At 66.0% G+C, this 15,279-nt stretch carries 15 protein-coding genes and 3 pseudogenes; 10 read left to right on the plus strand and 8 right to left on the minus strand.

The features are described from left to right. Window positions 1–4 precede the first annotated feature (4 nt). The 3 genes from ASG77_RS00095 to ASG77_RS00105 form a co-directional block, all read right to left on the minus strand. Window positions 5–469 (minus strand): pyridoxamine 5'-phosphate oxidase family protein, encoded by a 465-nt coding sequence (locus ASG77_RS00095; RefSeq protein WP_056339535.1) that lies wholly within the window; start codon window positions 467–469, stop codon window positions 5–7. A 52-nt stretch (window positions 470–521) separates the two neighbouring features. Further along, on the minus strand, window positions 522–971 hold the full coding sequence (locus ASG77_RS00100; protein WP_056339538.1) for a pyridoxamine 5'-phosphate oxidase family protein: 450 nt from the start codon (window positions 969–971) through the stop codon (window positions 522–524). A 139-nt stretch (window positions 972–1,110) separates the two neighbouring features. Beyond that, the gene (locus tag ASG77_RS00105) at window positions 1,111–1,575 is read right to left on the minus strand and encodes a pyridoxamine 5'-phosphate oxidase family protein (protein ID WP_056339546.1); all 465 of its coding nucleotides are present in this window, start codon (window positions 1,573–1,575) and stop codon (window positions 1,111–1,113) included. Between the two features lie 174 nt (window positions 1,576–1,749). Here ASG77_RS00105 and ASG77_RS00110 point away from each other — a divergent pair, with 174 nt between their 5' ends. Next, window positions 1,750–3,468, plus strand: a complete 1,719-nt coding sequence (locus tag ASG77_RS00110) for a sensor histidine kinase (RefSeq protein ID WP_056339549.1) — start codon at window positions 1,750–1,752, stop codon at window positions 3,466–3,468. Window positions 3,469–3,483: 15 nt separating this feature from the next. Here the strand turns inward: ASG77_RS00110 and ASG77_RS00115 are convergent, their stop codons facing one another. Continuing rightward, the gene (locus ASG77_RS00115; RefSeq protein WP_056339552.1) at window positions 3,484–4,182 is read right to left on the minus strand and encodes a response regulator; all 699 of its coding nucleotides are present in this window, start codon (window positions 4,180–4,182) and stop codon (window positions 3,484–3,486) included. A 199-nt stretch (window positions 4,183–4,381) separates the two neighbouring features. Here ASG77_RS00115 and ASG77_RS00120 point away from each other — a divergent pair, with 199 nt between their 5' ends. The 8 genes and pseudogenes from ASG77_RS00120 to ASG77_RS00145 all read left to right on the plus strand — a co-directional run bounded on the left by ASG77_RS00120 (window position 4,382) and on the right by ASG77_RS00145 (window position 10,470). Beyond that, window positions 4,382–4,852 carry a universal stress protein gene (locus ASG77_RS00120; RefSeq protein WP_056339555.1) on the plus strand — a complete coding sequence of 157 codons (471 nt, stop codon included), beginning with the start codon at window positions 4,382–4,384 and terminating at the stop codon, window positions 4,850–4,852. Window positions 4,853–4,900: 48 nt separating this feature from the next. Next, window positions 4,901–5,263 carry an SPW repeat domain-containing protein gene (locus tag ASG77_RS00125; protein WP_056339558.1) on the plus strand — a complete coding sequence of 121 codons (363 nt, stop codon included), beginning with the start codon at window positions 4,901–4,903 and terminating at the stop codon, window positions 5,261–5,263. Between the two features lie 71 nt (window positions 5,264–5,334). Next, entirely contained in the window at window positions 5,335–6,720 is a 1,386-nt protein-coding gene (locus tag ASG77_RS00130) for an MBL fold metallo-hydrolase RNA specificity domain-containing protein (RefSeq protein WP_056341447.1), read from the plus strand. A gap of 39 nt (window positions 6,721–6,759) precedes the next feature. Then, window positions 6,760–6,852: pseudogene (locus ASG77_RS22775) on the plus strand (DUF3040 domain-containing protein); the annotation flags it as partial. A 69-nt stretch (window positions 6,853–6,921) separates the two neighbouring features. Next, a pseudogene (locus ASG77_RS22780) lies at window positions 6,922–7,855 on the plus strand (ATP-binding cassette domain-containing protein). 7 nt (window positions 7,856–7,862) lie between these two features. Next, entirely contained in the window at window positions 7,863–8,888 is a 1,026-nt protein-coding gene (locus tag ASG77_RS21620; RefSeq protein ID WP_156380143.1) for a hypothetical protein, read from the plus strand. Next, window positions 8,843–9,472 carry a hypothetical protein gene (locus ASG77_RS21625; RefSeq protein ID WP_156380144.1) on the plus strand — a complete coding sequence of 210 codons (630 nt, stop codon included), beginning with the start codon at window positions 8,843–8,845 and terminating at the stop codon, window positions 9,470–9,472. The genes ASG77_RS21620 and ASG77_RS21625 overlap by 46 nt, the downstream gene beginning before the upstream one ends. Before the next feature lie 134 nt (window positions 9,473–9,606). Next, a complete protein-coding gene (locus ASG77_RS00145; RefSeq protein ID WP_056339559.1) occupies window positions 9,607–10,470 on the plus strand; it encodes a universal stress protein in 864 nt (287 codons plus the stop codon). Between the two features lie 213 nt (window positions 10,471–10,683). On the opposite strand, the gene ASG77_RS00150 is transcribed toward ASG77_RS00145, so the two are convergent. From ASG77_RS00150 to ASG77_RS00160, 3 genes are all read right to left on the minus strand, one after another. Beyond that, window positions 10,684–11,385 (minus strand): universal stress protein, encoded by a 702-nt coding sequence (locus ASG77_RS00150; protein WP_056339562.1) that lies wholly within the window; start codon window positions 11,383–11,385, stop codon window positions 10,684–10,686. 55 nt (window positions 11,386–11,440) lie between these two features. Then, window positions 11,441–11,683, minus strand: coding sequence for a hypothetical protein (locus ASG77_RS00155; protein WP_056339565.1), 243 nt, complete (start codon window positions 11,681–11,683; stop codon window positions 11,441–11,443). 120 nt (window positions 11,684–11,803) lie between these two features. Further along, complete coding sequence (locus ASG77_RS00160) at window positions 11,804–12,088, minus strand: hypothetical protein (protein ID WP_056339568.1); 285 nt, start codon at window positions 12,086–12,088, stop codon at window positions 11,804–11,806. Between the two features lie 540 nt (window positions 12,089–12,628). On the opposite strand from ASG77_RS00160, the pseudogene ASG77_RS00165 reads away from it, so the two are divergent. Continuing rightward, a pseudogene (locus tag ASG77_RS00165) lies at window positions 12,629–14,017 on the plus strand (SLC13 family permease); the annotation flags it as partial. 112 nt (window positions 14,018–14,129) lie between these two features. Here the strand turns inward: ASG77_RS00165 and ASG77_RS00170 are convergent. Next, entirely contained in the window at window positions 14,130–15,278 is a 1,149-nt protein-coding gene (locus ASG77_RS00170) for a glycerate kinase (RefSeq protein ID WP_056339571.1), read from the minus strand. Window position 15,279: the final 1 nt, after the last annotated feature.

Here is a 15,279-nt window from a genome sequence, read left to right on the forward strand (position 1 = left end):
CGGGTCAGTGGAAGATGTCTGTGCGGGGGTCGGTGGCGGGAGTGTGCCAGATGTCAGGTCGTGTCGTCGTGAACCGCCGGCCGGTGACGGCCTCGAAGTCCAGCCGCAGATAGTGGCTCTTGCTGCCCGGCTGCCAAGGGTCAAGGTTCAGGGCATCGGCAGCCTTCTTTTCCTCACGGTCCAGGATCAGGCGTGTCCGGCCGCGCACGACGACGCTCCAGGCCTTCCCTGACGAGGCATCGTAGCCGTCGATTTCCAGCGCGCACGGGTCCTTCATGGTGGCCCAGTATTTCGTCCCGACGCCTGTGCGGAAGACGATGCTGCCGTGCTCCAGAACATAGTTCACAGGGAAAATCTCGGGATGGTCCTCGACGATCACGGCGAACCTGCCGACGCTGGTGCGCCCGAGCAGCTCCCAACACTCGTCGGGGCTGAGCCGTTCGATGGGGTCCGCTGCTTCCTGGGTCATGCCTTGACGCTACCGACGGGGGAGCGACGTCGTTAGGGCCTTTGGACCCGGCTCACCCGAGATGAACGTGGCGGCCGGTGACCCTGTATCCCTGGATACGGACAAACAGATTGCGTTCTCCGCCGCCCCAAGGTTCCGCCATGGCCTTCCCCCACAGGCGGGTCAGAAGATCTTTGTCCTTGACACGGGAGGATGGGCCGCTGACCAGGACGGACCATCCTTCGCTCCGGTCGGGGCGCGAACCGTCGATTTGGAACGACGCCTCGAGGGAAGGGACGGCCCCGCCGATGGGCCCGGTTTCGGCTGTGCGGAAGTAGATGGATTGCTGGTCGACGAGATAGTTCACGGGAAGGATAACGATCCTGCCTTGTTCAAGGAAACCGAAACGGCCGGTGCTGCTTGAGCGCAGAAGTTCCCAGCATCGTTCGGTAGTGAGTTCTTCCGTGACGTGCATTCCGCCGTCAACCCGGCCTTCATCCATGTTGTGGGGAGACAGAGACATTCTCGCTCCTTTATCGTGTACTTCGATCTTTCGGTCGGCCAGACAGCCACCAGTCGGACGTTGTTTGACCCTTATAGCTGTGACGCTACCGACGGCAGAGCACAGTCGTTAGGGCCTTTGGACCCACTTCCGGGATGCGCTATTCGAGTCCTGCCCTGGTGGTGTCGTCCAGGGGGCTCCACCAGGTCAGGGGCGGGGTCACTGTGAAGCGGCGTCCGGTGATGGAGGCTGGGACGATGCGGATGAAGTGGTCTTTGCGGCCGGCCTGCCAGGGAAAGAGGAGCAGCCCGACGGTATCGAGCACTTCCTGGGTGAGTGTGATGGCGGTGGCTCGGCCTTTCACGACGACGCTCCAGGCGACACCGGTATCGGCGTTGACGCCGTCGGCTTCCAGCGCTACTGCTGTTTCTCCCAGCGCTGTGTGGAGCTTGGTACCCTCGCCTGTCCGGAAGACCAGTGTTCCGTGGTCGACTTTGTAGTTGACCGGGAAGATGTCGGGGTGGTCCTGGACCCAGAGGGCCAGGCGTCCCACCGAGACACTGCGCAGGAGTTCCCAGCATTGGTGGGATTCCAGAACCTCTGCCTCTGGTGTTTTGTTCGTCATGGTGCCGAGGGTACGCCCGGGGCGGGCCGCGGAACAGGGCCCAAAGACCCCGTTCGATCCGTGGCTGGACGTCTGGTTGGGGCCGCGGTGCCGGGGTAGTCTGTCATCGGATGTGCTCCTTGTCGAGGCGCGGGCATCCCTGTCTGTGATGACGGCGGCAGGCGAAAGGCAGAGATGAACTGTTCCAGTGCGGGCCCGGAGAAGCCCGACGGCGGGCCAGCCGTCGGTGTCCGGATCGAAGACCTCCTGAAAGACTTCCTGGCCAGGGCAGGGGAGCTCCTGCACGCACAGGAACACATGCGCGGGCTGCTGGAAGCGGTCGTCGCTGTTGCCGAGGACCTCAGCCTCGACGCAGTCCTGGACCGGGTGGTCAGATCGGCGTGCCGGCTACTGAACGCCCGCTATGGCGCTCTCGGCGTCATTGGCGAAGACCAGTCGCTGAGCCATTTCATCACCGTCGGCATCGATGACGACCTCGCCCATCGGATCGGACCGCGGCCCACCGGCCACGGCGTCCTGGGTTTGCTCATCACTGAACCTGAACCCCTTCGGCTGCACGATCTGCGCCAGCACCCCAACGCCTACGGGTTCCCGGCACACCATCCACCCATGAAGTCCTTCCTCGGTGTTCCGATACGCGTGCGTGACGTTGTCTTCGGCAATCTATACCTGACAGAGAAAGACGGGGGAGGGGATTTCACACCCGAGGACGAGGACCTCGCGGTCGCGTTGGCCGCCGCCGCCGGGGTGGCCATTGAAAATGCCCGCCTGTACGAGGAGGCCCGGCGCCGGGCCTCCTGGCTAGAGGCAAGCATGGATGTCACCGGACGGATGCTCGGCGATGACCGCACGGACGAATCCGGGCGGGTGGCACTGGATGTCGTTGCCGACAAGGCGCTGAGGGAGTCCGGAGCCCAACTGGCGCTGATCCTTGTACCGGACGACGGAGTGGGCTCCTACCGGGTGGTGGGTGTGGCGGGGGCCGACGGTCCGGAATTCACCGGGCGGACCCTGCCCATGGATTCCCCCGAGATCAGGGCCGTTGCCGACACCGGCGCACCGGCGTGTGTGGAGGACGCCGGGAGTATTCTCGGTCCCGGCGACGAAACTTACTGGGGAAAGCTCTTGGCGGTCGACCTCAGCGCCCAGGGTTCCCACCACGGGCTCCTGGTGCTTGTGCGGGCACCCGGGACCGGCCCGTTCCCGAGAACCGATGTTGACATGGGGGCGGTCTTCGGTTCGCACGTGGCGCTGGCGCTGGAGTTGGACCGCATCCACCGGTTGCGCGAACAGCTGGTGGTGTTCAGCGACCGGGACAGGATCGCGCGGGACCTGCACGACCTGGTCATCCAGCGGCTCTTCGCCGCCGGCCTGAGCATCCAGAGCCTGCGTCGCTTCACCTCGGGCGAATCCGCGCTGAACCGAATCGACGCCGTGACCCAGGAGCTGGATGGGACGATCAGGGACCTCCGCAACACCATTTATTCCCTGCAGGCCGATTCCGGTGAGCCTGATTTGCTCAGCAGCCGGATCCTCCGAACCGTCCGGAACGTCGCGCGGCCGCTTCCGTTCGCACCGCACCTGGCCCTGACAGGCGATGTCGATTCCATCATCAATGGCGTCACGACGATCCACCTTTTGGCAGTGCTCTCCGAAGCCCTGAGCAACGCCGTGCGGCACTCGGGGGCGCAGGCCATCTGGGTGTCCGTCGCGGTCACCGAGGGCACCCTGGTCCTCACCGTCGAGGACAACGGCCAGGGGTTCAACGATCCCAAACCGGGCAACGGCCTGTTGAACATGGACCACCGGGCCAGGGAGCTGAAGGGCACGTGCGCCATCACCAGCGCGCCAACGAAAGGGACGACTCTGGTGTGGTCGGTTCCGGCCCGCTGAGTCCCGGGCCGCTGGTCAGTGAACGGAGCCTGCCTCCGGGTCCGGCCCGTGGGCGATGTAGACAGCCGCCTGGGTGCGCCGCTCGAAGCCAAGCTTGGCCAGCATCGAGGACACATAGTTCTTGACCGTCTTTTCGGCCAGGAGCATCTGTTCGCCGATCTGGCGGTTGGTCATGCCTTCGCCGACGAGCTCCAGGACACGCCGCTCCTGCGGGGTCAACGAGGCAACCCTCGGGTCCGGCTTCTTCGGTTCGGTGAGTCCCTGGATGATTCTTGCTTTCAGTTCGGCATCAAACAACGATTCGCCACGGGCGGCCCGGCGCAGGGCGCCCAGGAGGTCAGTGCCGCCGATTTCCTTCAGGACATACCCGGCGGCTCCGGCAAGGACGGCGCCGCGGAGTGCCTGTTCGTCGTCGTAGCTGGTCAGGATCAGGCAGTTCAGCGAGGGGTCCACGGAGCGCACGTCCCTGCAGACCTCGATGCCTGTCCCATCCGGAAGCCGTGCGTCCAGGATCGCGACATCGGGCCGCAAGGCCGGGATGCGGCGGGTGGCCTCCTCCGCGGACCCCGACATGCCGACGACCTCAAAGCCTTCACTTTCCAGAAGCTCCTGCAGTCCCCGGCGGACCAGTTCGTGGTCATCGAGAACGAAGACACGGATCGGCGCAGGGGCGGGACCGGTCTCCGCGCGGGACGGTGCTGCTTGATGGTCCACGGTCCTCCCGTCCTGCGGCCGGCGTGGCCGTCAAAGTGGGCCGGATTCCTTGCCCGGCTCTGCATATTGTTCCCGACCGGACGCCGGTTAACAAGGGCCGAAGGGCCCGGGTCGGTGCCGTGACTTTCGGCCCTGTTTCGTGTCCTCGTTTCTGCGCAGTCTTAGAGAAACCGTATCGGAACGACCAGGAAGGGCGGCCATGGCCACTGGCAGAAGGCGCGGACTGATCATTGTCGGCGTCGACGGTTCGGCTGCGTCCATCGAGGCGTTGCGGCAAGCCACGCGCCTCGCCGTTGTGTTGGGCACGCATGTCCAGGCCTGGGCGTGCTGGGACTTCCCCGCAGGGTTTGAGGCCTTCGACGGGATGGGCACCGAGGGATTCACCCATGAGGCAGCCGAGAGTCTCCAGCATGCCCTGGCCGAGGCCTTCGGCCCTGAAGTTCCACGAAACGTCACCACCAGGCTGGTGCGGGGCGCCCCCCGCCCATCGCTGATCGACGCCAGCAAGAACGCCTCCCTGCTGGTCGTTGGCCGGCGCGGCCGCGGCGGATTCCGCGAGCTGCTGCTGGGTTCGGTCACGACGGCCTGCGTCGCCCACGCGCATTGTCCCGTCCTCGTTGTCCCGCCACTTGATCCCGGCAGGAACCCTTTGCCCCCGCCCCGCACATGACTCGGCGGTCACCCAGAAATCACCAACCACCGAAGGAGCATGATCCCAATGAAGAAATGGACACGCTGGCAGGACTGGACAGTCATTGCCGCCGGAGCCTACACGGCACTGTCGGTGCTGTGGACCACCCAGACAGGGTCGTCCACGGCCCTCATGGTCACCCTTGGCGCCCTGCTTATCGTGGGCGGGGCCACCAACCTGGCCTGGCCCGGGATGCCTGCCGCTGAATGGGCCCAGGCCGTGCTCGCCGTGGCCCTCCTGCTGGCACCGTGGGTGGGCGGGTTCGCCTCATCCATGGGTGCAGCGTGGAGTGCCTGGATCCCAGGTGCCGTCGCGTTTATCGTCACGGCCTTGGCGATCAAGCCGAGCACCGAGGAATACCGCCACCACCACATGATGCCGGCTCCGTAGCCTGAGCCCGTTTCCGGGTGCCCGCCCACACGCAGGGCACCCGGACCACTTTCACCTTGCAGGAGGCCAGCATGAAGAGCAAACACCCGGCCAGGCTCCGGTTCCTCGGTGCAACCGACACGGTCACCGGCTCCCGGTACCTCCTTGAATCAGGCGGGACCCGGATCCTGATCGACTGCGGTCTCTTCCAGGGCTACAAACGCATCCGCGACCGCAACCGCGCCCCGCTTCCGGTTGCCGCCGCGTCCATCGACGCGGTGCTTCTCACCCACGCCCATCTTGACCACACCGGTTACGTTCCCGCTCTCGTCCGTGACGGGTTCGCCGGCCCGGTGTACGCCACCCACGGAACCAGCGAACTGTGCAAACTCCTGCTTCCGGACAGCGGCCACCTCCAGGAAGAGGAAGCCCGCTATGCCGATCACCGCGGCTCCTCCATCCATGCCCCGGCCCTGCCGCTCTACACCGCCGCTGACGCGGTCAAATCACTGAACAGCTTCCGGCCCCAGGACTTCGACACCCCGCTCGTGCTCGGCGAGGGCATTGAAGCCACGTTCCTGCCCGCCGGGCACATCCTGGGAGCCGCACAGATCCACCTGAACGCCGGGGGAAATTCACTGCATTTCACCGGTGACCTGGGCCGGGCCGATGACCCGCTCATGTTCCCGCCCCGGGACCTGGAAGCCGTTGACGTGCTCGTCACCGAATCCACCTACGGCAACAGAATCCACCCACCGGAAAACCCTGAACAGCAACTCGGCGACGTGGTCCGGCGTGTAGCCAAACGCGGTGGCGTCATCATGATCGCCGCCTTCGCTGTCGGCCGGGCAGAAACGATGATGCTCCATCTTTCCCGGCTACGCCACAAAGGCCTCATCCCCGACATCCCGGTGTACCTGAACAGCCCCATGGCCATCGACGCGTCCTACATGTACCAGCAGCACCGCGACGAACACCGCCTCCGCCCGGAGGAGTTCAAGGCGATGTACCAGCTGGCCACCATGACGCGCACCGCCGATAACTCCAAACTCCTGAACCTCAGGGGAGGGCCCATGATCATCATCTCCGCCAGCGGAATGCTCACCGGCGGCAGGATCCTGCACCATATCGAAGCCTATGGACCCGACCCCAAAAACGCCCTGATCCTCAGCGGGTACCAGGCCGGAGGAACCCGCGGCGCCGCACTCGCCGCAGGGGCAGAGGAGCTGAGGATCTACGGGCAGGACGTCCCGATCCGGGCCGAAGTCCTCCAGATGGAAGGCTTTTCAGCCCACGCCGACGCCGACGGCATCATCGGCTGGATGCGCACAGCCACACGGGCCCCGCGGATGACCTACATTACGCACGGCGAGCCCGACGCCTCCGACGCCCTGCGGGCACGCATCAAACGCGAACTGGGCTGGAGCGCCCGCGTCCCGGAATACCTTGAAGCTGTCCCGCTGGACAACCCGCACTAAAGCCCCAGACCCACGCATGCACGACACAGGAGGCCGACGATGGCACTCTCCGACTACGAGAAGACGGCGCTGGAGGAGATCGCCCGGAGCCTGGAGCGCGTCTACCCCAAACTGGCCTCCAGACTCGGCCCCGCGACCGTGCGGCCGCGGCCCGCCGTCGCCGGCGACCTCCAGCGACCAACAGGAACTCTGGTGAAGACCATGGACAGCATCCTTGAAACCCGGAACCTGCAGAAACGCTTCGGGCGGGTAAAAGCACTCGACGGTCTGGACTTGAGCGTCGCCCCGGGCGAGATCCACGGATTCCTCGGCCCCAACGGGGCCGGGAAATCTACGACCATCCGCATCCTGCTGGGACTGGTGCGCGCCAGCGGCGGCTCTGTGACCGTGTTCGGGCACGGCCCCTGGACGGACGCGGCCGCACTTCACCGCGCATCGCCTACGTCCCGGGGGACGTGAGCCTGTGGCCCAACCTGACGGGCGGGGAAGCCATCGACCTGATCAGCAGGCTGCGCGGCGGAACCGCCAACGCCGATGCCTACAGGGCCACGAAGGCAAGGCTGCAGGCCGCCTTCGAATTCGACCCGGGCAAGAAGGGCCGGTCCTACTCGAAAGGCAACCGGCAAAAAGTGGCCCTGATCGCCGCCCTCGCCACATCGGCGGACCTGTACGTCCTGGATGAGCCGACCAGCGGGCTGGACCCCATCATGGAGACCGTCTTCAACCAGGAGATCGAACGCGTTGCCCAAGCCGGCGCCACGGTGCTGTCTCCAGCCACATCCTCTCCGAGGTGGAGCGGCTCTGCGATAAGGTCACCATCATCCGGGCCGGCAAGACCGTCGAGTCCGGAACCCTTGACCAGCGCCGGCACCTGACCCGCAGCGAAGTCGCCTTCACCGCGACCGATTCCGCACGCACGCAGCTGGCCGGAAGCGGCGGCATCCGCGACCTGGCCTACGCCGGCGGACGCCTCACCTTCACCGCCGACAGCGACCAGCTGACCGCGGTCCTGCCCCTGCTGGCATCGCTGAAAGTCCAGGGCCTGACGATCACACCACCATCCCTGGAGGAACTGTTCCTGCGCCATTACGGTGATGAACTCGCCGCCGACGGGGTGGAAGCGGGGCTGCGATGAGTCTCCTGTGGATTCTCCTGCTGCACCGGCTGCGCCGGGACCGCTGGCAACTTTCCCTCTGGATCGGCGGCATCGGACTGCTGGGGTTCTTTCGGCCACGGCCGTCGCCGACACCTACGGCGACGACGTCGGACGTGCGGGCATCATCAGGCTCGCCGTGGCGAACCCCGCCATCCTGATGCTGCGCGGCCTGCCCCAGGGCACCCGGCTGGATGCCTTCGTGTTCTTCCAGATCTTCAGGTTCCTGGCGTTGATGGCAGGACTGATGAACACCTTCCTTGCCGTGCGGCAACGCCGGGCCGAGGAAGAAAGTGGCCGGGCTGAACTGCTCGCCGCCACTTCTGCCTCGCGGAACGTTCCCACGATCGCGACCCTCGTCCACGGGTCAGTGGCCAACCTGGTGCTGTGCGCTGCCGTCGCCGCCGGGTTCACCGCCGGGGGCCTGGACCCGGCCGGATCCCTCATCGCCGGTGCCGCGGTTGCCGCCACCGGGCTGGCGTTTCTCGGGTTTGGGCTGCTCGCAGCCCAGTTCATGCGTTCGGGCCGCGGCGCGAACGCTGTTTCCACGTCCGCCGTCGTCCTGTCCTACCTGCTCCGGGGGCTCGGCGACGCGCTCGGAACACCGCAGCCCGACGGCGTGCGCATGAGCGCCGCCTGGCCCAGCTGGTTCTCACCGATCGGATGGCACCAACAAACGGCCGCCTACACCGCAAACAACCCCGCGCCCTTGTTGCAGGGTGTGGGCTTCGCGGCTGTCGGCTCCGCAGTGGTCTTTGCCCTGCAGTCGCACCGGGACAGCGGAGCGAGCCTCCTGCCGGAACGAGCAGGACGAAAGGACGCCCCCGGGCCCTGTCCGGGTCCTTCGGCCTGGCTTGGCGGCTGCAATGGCCCACCGTGGCCGGGTGGTGCCTTGGATCCGCGGCCGCCGGCCTCCTGGCCGGTTCCTTGGCCCGGCTTGTCGAACAGGCGGCCGGGACAGATCCGACCTTGGGAGAAGCCCTGCGAAGCATTGTGCCCGCCGGGGACATCCTGATTTCCCAGGTGCTGATTTCCGCCATGTTCAGTATGGTTGGGGTCCTCGCCGCGGCCTGCGCCGTCCAGGCCATCGTGCGGATGCGGCAGGAGGAGGCCGGCCGGACGGCCGAGCTCATCCTCGCCACCCCCGTCAGCCGGGTCCGCTGGATGCGGGACTACCTGGCCCTGGGTTCCCTCGGTGTGGTGTTGGTTCTGCTCAGCGGGGCCGTCGTCTCCGCTGCCAGTGTCCTCGTCTCCGGGGACGTCCCGGAACGGGTTGCGGATTCGTTCATTGCCGCCGCAGTCCAGCTCCCGGCAGCCCTGGCCTATTTGGCAGTCCTGGCTTTGGTCTTTGTCCTGCTCCCGGAGATGACGGCCGCCGTGTGGTGGTCGCTCATGGGACTCGGGGCGTTCCTGGGCATTTTCGGGGGCCTGATCGGCGCCCCCGAAGCGTTGCGGAGCCTGTCCCCGTTCACCCACACGCCCATTCCGGCAGGAGCCGAGACAGACATCAGCGGAGGACTGTGGATGCTCGCCGTCGCGGCCGCCGCGGTGACTGCAGCCCTCGCCTGCATGCGTCGCCGCGGGCTGCACGCCACATGAGCAACCCAGGAAACGGCGCTGCGCGGGACTTCCGGCCCTAACCATCCGGACCCGCACAGCGGAAACTGAAACAGACACCACCCCCGGTCCCGGTCCCGGACCAGGACCAGAGATCAGGAAGAGCAGGCCATGCCATGAAAAATCCCATTGTCGTCGGCGTGAACGATTCCGGCAGCAGCGAAGCGGCGCTGGCCTGGGCGATGCACAGGGCCGCGGCCCTGAAAATGCCCGTACTCCTCGTCCACGCGGTGGATGACCGATGGACGTACGACACCCCCGGCTACTACGAGATGCTCAGGAAGGCAGGGGCCGAGCTCGTTGCCACAGCGAAGGCCCGTGCCCTCGCCGAAGCGCCGTCCGTCGACGTCCGCACCATGCTCGGCTCCGGCAGCCCGGGATATGCCCTGCGGAAGCGCTCCAAGGACGCCGCGATGATGGTCATCGGCTCCGGACATGCCTGGCCCGGCGGCACCCTGACCGACCGGGCCCTGCAGATCGCCGCCGTGGCCACCTGCCCGGTTGCCGTCATCGGTGAGCACGATCCTGCTGCCCGCCACGGAATTCTGGTTGGCGTGGACGGCTCCGAAGAATCAACCCAGGCGGTGGCCTTCGCCGCCGCGGAGGCAGACCGCGACGGTCAGGGACTTACCGTGCTGCACGCCTTCCGTGGCCCCAACCGCTGGGTCCAGAAGGGCATGCCGGAAAGCAACTTCGCGGAACTCATCGTCGAAGAAGAACGCATCGTCCTGGCCGAGACGATCGCCGGACTGGCCGATATCTACCCCGACCTTGTCGTACACCAGGTCCTGGAAACGGACAAGGAACCGGCCGACGCACTGGTTGCGTCAGCCCAGGACGCGCGCCTGCTGGTCCTCGGAAGCCGGGGCCGCGGCAGCTTCAAACGGCTCATGCTGGGATCGACCGCCCACACGGTCCTCACACACTTGCCCTGCCCCACCATCATCACCCGTGTGCGCACGGTCAAGCACGCCCGGTAGGCGAACAGCGAGGTCGGAGAACAGCGGCAGGCCGGCAGTGAAAGCCGCTTTCAGCGGGTCCTTGCCGTCTGCCGGCGGTCGGGACCGGCGCGGGCGGGTCCTGATGGCGGACCTGGGCGCCGGGGCGTCGCTGTGCGTGCTGACGGCCGGGCCGCACGACGAGGACGGGGCACTGGGTCCCGACGACCATGGCTTGGGCGTCGTGCGCCTCGTTCAACAGGGTTCCGGCGATGGAAGAGCCAGCCAGCAGGCGTTCCTCGACGATGAGGCCAGGTAGTGCGTCAAGGGCGCGGCGGACCGCCGCATCCAGCACTTCCCTGGCATTGGGGGTGTCAGGCCTTGTTCCGGGCTGGTGCTGCTCTCCGTGCTTCTGCGCACATGGATGACCCTCAGGGTGGTCTCGAACAGTGTGGCCAGGGTGCAGGCGTGCCGGAGGGCGGGTTCCCATTCCTCGACGTCGATTCCGACGACGACAGGACCGTTGGGGTGTTCTCCTGTTCTGACGATGGCCACAGGGCAGGCGGCAGTGGAGGCCAGCTCGAGGCTGACGGAGCCGACCAGCAAACCCATGAAGCCGCCGAGCCCCCGGCTGCCAACGACCAGCATGGTGGCGCCGGAAGAGAGTTTCCTGAGGTTCTCGGCAGCCCAGCCGTACATGAGACCGGTGGTGATGGTCAGTCCAGGGACCTCGGCATGGGCGTATCCTGCTCCTTCGGCGACGATTGCTTCGGCGGCATGGCGCAGTCCGCTGTCCGCAACCCCAGGCACGGGACCGAGGTCATGGGTGAGGGCTGGCCACAGCGAGCAATGTACCAGGTGGAGTTCGCCGCCACGGAGCGAGGCCTGCCGGGCGGCCCAGCGGACAGCAGGGCCGGCTTCGGACGATCCGTCATACCCGACAACAAGGTGATCCATGACTCTCCTGGGGTTCGTTGGTGGTTGTCCGGGCGGTGGTCTAAGGCGTGCTTTGTCAGGCGAGGTGCACGTGGCGTCCGGTCACGGTGGCCGCATGGATCCGGATGAAGAGGTTCCGTTTCCCGCCGGCCCAAGGCTCTGCCATGGTCTGTCCCCACAGATCCGTGAGCATGTCCGGGTCCAGGACGTGGGAGGAAGGCCCGCTGACCAGCACCGACCAGCCCTCGCTGCGGTCGGTCCGGGAGTTGTCAATCTGGAACGAGGAGCTGCGGCCTGGTTCCATGCCCGGTAGGGACATTTTCTTTCTCCTGTCGGACGGATGCTTTGTGCGGACCCAAAGCGTGTCCGTCATCTGCCTGAAGCCTATGAAGCCATCAGCTTCCGGTGTAGGGCCGAAGGTCTCCTCGCCGGCAGGGCTTCAAATGCCAGCGGCCTTGGCAATCAAGGACTCTTCCCAGAGTCTGGCCCGTTCAATCTCTCCCGGGCCCAACCGTGGCTCCGTGGTGACCTTGAAGCTCTCCGGTTCAGCGACGATCTCGAATCCCGCTTCGTGCAGCAGCGCGGTGATGCCCTTGGAAGCCCGGCCAGTCAGAAGTGCCGGACCCTGGGCTCGCGTGTCGAAGGCGGCCGCCTTGCGTCTTGGAGCCTGTGGCCGCAGCGTCGCCAGCCAGTCGCGGATGCCAGCATCGGCGTGCGGCTCCATCGAGAGCGAAGCGGTCGAGGCTGAGGCGGAGCGATAGAAATGCGCCGGGGGGGCGAACGCAGCGGCGGGCGACCCGAATCGTCTCTCGCAGCATCATGTCGGGATGTGGCCAGCACCATATGCCCCTTCACTGGGGAGGCATAGGATCCGCGCTTCCTTGGTATGAATGGTGTGGAGAAGAAGCCGGTCCGCGGATTTGTCGTAGCGGATCCGGCGCCTGTGCGGATAGCATCGGCGCGATATTCCCTTGGACATTGTGTGTCTCGCGGATGCATGGTGGGTGAAAGCAACGAGGGAAGGGCGCGGATGTCTACGAATCTGCCGGCAGACCCCACGAGTGATGCCGGGCGGACTGACGTCCGGTCGGCCCTGCTGGGAGGGACGACTTTTCGGAGCCTGAGTGAGCAGGCGCTCTCTCCAAAAGAGGAGAAGTTCGAGCGGGCGCGGTAAACAGTGGGTTTCTTCCTCGCCCCTGCGGTCGCGTTTACCTTCGCGCTGTTGCCCGTGCCCATGGACCGGACATAACAGCTTCTAGCTGCGGTTCTGCTGGGTGTGATCATCCTGTGGATCTGTGAACCCATTCCCATTCCTGTGGGAGGCCTTCTGGGAGTGGCCGCCGTCGTGCTCCTCGGCGTCGCCCCGGCCAGTGAGGTCCTGGCCCCATTCGGGTCGACGACGATCTTCACCTTCATCGGCGCTTTCATACTCGCCCAGGCGATGCTTAAGCACGGCATCGCTCGACGGCTCGCTTTCGCGGTGCTCTCTGTGCCTGGCGTGGCCACGTCCACTTACCGCGTAATCATCGCCTTCGGCGTCATCACGTGTCTTTTGTCGGCCTTCGTGTCGAACACGGCGACAGTGGCGATGCTCATGCCCACAGCCCTCGGAATCCTCGCCGTCATTGCCCAGCTCATGCAGGACCGCGGTATTGTTCGGGCCGACTTTGACCGGCTCCGCCTGAGAGTGGGCGCCGCGCTAATGCTCATGCTGGCGTACGGTGCCAGCGTCGGAGGGCTCCTGACACCGGTCGGCTCCCCGCCCAATCTCATCGGCCGGGGCCTGATCGAGGAGGCTACGGGGGAACGTATTTCCTTCGCCCAGTGGACGGCTACCGCAGCTCCGCTCTGCCTGGCCATGTTCGTGGTGCTGGCGGTGACTATGTTCCTGCTCAACAAGCCCGAAGTCCGTCGGATCGAGGGCGTTGAGGAGTACATCCGTGAGCAGAAGGCGGCCCACGGCAAAATGTCGCGGGCGGAAGTAAACACGCTGATCGCTTTCGGGTTCACCGTCAGCTTCTGGCTGCTTCCAGCTGTGGCCAGCCTGGTCACGGGCACAGCCTCCGCTCTCTACCTCTTCCTGGATGACCGGCTGGATGAGGGTATCGTGGCTGTGCTCGGAGCGTCGCTGCTGTTCATTCTTCCCACGAACTGGAAAGAACGCCGGGCCACGCTCATCTGGTCGGACGCCGCGAGAATCGACTGGGGAACCATCATCCTCTTCGGCACCGGCATTATTTTCGGGTCTCTCCTGGCAGCTACCGGGCTGGCAGAGAGCATCGGGGCCGCCGCGGCCCAGAACCTCAACATCACCAACGTTGTCGCCATCACGGCGTTCTCCGCGGTTTTGGCCGTCCTCATCTCGGAGACGACCAGCAACACCGCCTCCGCGGCCGTCGTCGTGCCTATCGTTATCCCGCTCTGCCAGGCGATGGGGGTTGATCCGTTTGTGCCTGCGCTGGCGGCGACCTTCGCCGCGTCCTTCGGATTTATGCTGCCCGTCTCCACCCCGCAAAATGCGATTGTCTACGGTTCGGGCGCCGTTCCGATCATCAGGATGATCCGCACCGGGGTGGTCTTCGACATCCTCGGGGCGCTCCTGATCGTCAGTATCGTCCCGGTGATGGTAGCTGTCACCGGCATCGGCCGGTAACCGCGGGCGCCGTCCGTTCCTGGCCGTGGCCGGCCGGAATTCACGGCAAACAAATCGTCCGCCCGGGTCACCCCCGAGCGGACGAATCTGTTCCTGAAGCAGGTTTGAACCGCTACAGGAGGCTTGTTCCGATATCTTTGCCGATCCTGCGGAGCAGGGCGGCGGAGAGGTCGGGGTCTTTGGAGGAGTCCTGGTCGGTGTACTCGGCAAGTGTGTACACGCGGGTCAATGCCATTTCCGCCCACCTCTCCTTGGGGAGGAGGGAGCGGCCGGCGACGGCGATGATCGGGCGGGCGCCGGAGCGGCGCGCTACGGCGGCGGGCAACTTACCGGCCAGGGTCTGTTCGTCGATGCTGCCTTCGCCGGTGATGACGATGTCGCAGTTGTCCTTGCGGGTGTTGAAGTCCAGCAGGTCCAGGAAGTAGTCGGCGCCCGAGACCTGTTTCGCCCCGAGCAGCAGGCAGGCGTAGCCGATGCCGCCGGCGCTGCCGGCGCCTTCGTGTTCTGCCAGGGCCGCCGCGTAGGCGGATCCGGCCTCGGTCATTTTGGCGATGAAGTGCTCAAGCGCCTGGTCGAGTGCTGTGACGTCTTCGGGTGAGGCGCCCTTTTGGGGTCCGAAGACGGCCGGCGCGCCCTGGGCTCCGAGCAAGGGGTTGTGGACGTCGCTGGCGACGATGAGTTCGGTATCGGCCAGTTCGGGCAGCGCGGTGCTGTGGACGGTGTGGATTTGGGTCAGGGTCCGGCCGCTGCCGTAGAGTTGCCGACCGTCGGCATCGCGGAAGCTATAGCCGAGGGCGGTGAGCATGCCCATGCCGCCGTCGGTGCTGGCACTGCCGCCGAGGGCCATGACGATCCGGGCGGGGTTGAGGCTGAGGGCGAACAGGATGGCTTCGCCGAAGCCTCGGCTGGATGCGTTCAGCGGCTCAAGCTTTCCCTCGGGCAGCAGCCCGAGGCCGCAGGTGTTGGCGACCTCGACGACGGCGGTGACGCCGTCGAAAGCGATGCTGGCCTGGGTGTGCTGTCCGGTGGGTCCGGCAACGGTGTACGTGCGTCGGGTGAAGCCGGAGGCGACGGCGGCGTCTACGCTGCCGTCACCTCCGTCCGCGAGTGGAAGGAGTTCGCAAAGGACCGTCCCGGTTTCGGTTGCGGAGCGCAGTCCGGCTGCCAGGGCGTCAGCTACTTCGCTGGCGGTGAGGCTGCCTTTGAACTTGTCGGGTGCGATGAGGGTCCGGACGGTCTGCGGGGCGGTTGTACTGGTCATC

Origin of the sequence: Arthrobacter sp. Soil762 (assembly GCF_001428335.1) — a bacterium.
Classification (GTDB): Bacteria; Actinomycetota; Actinomycetes; order Actinomycetales; family Micrococcaceae; genus Arthrobacter.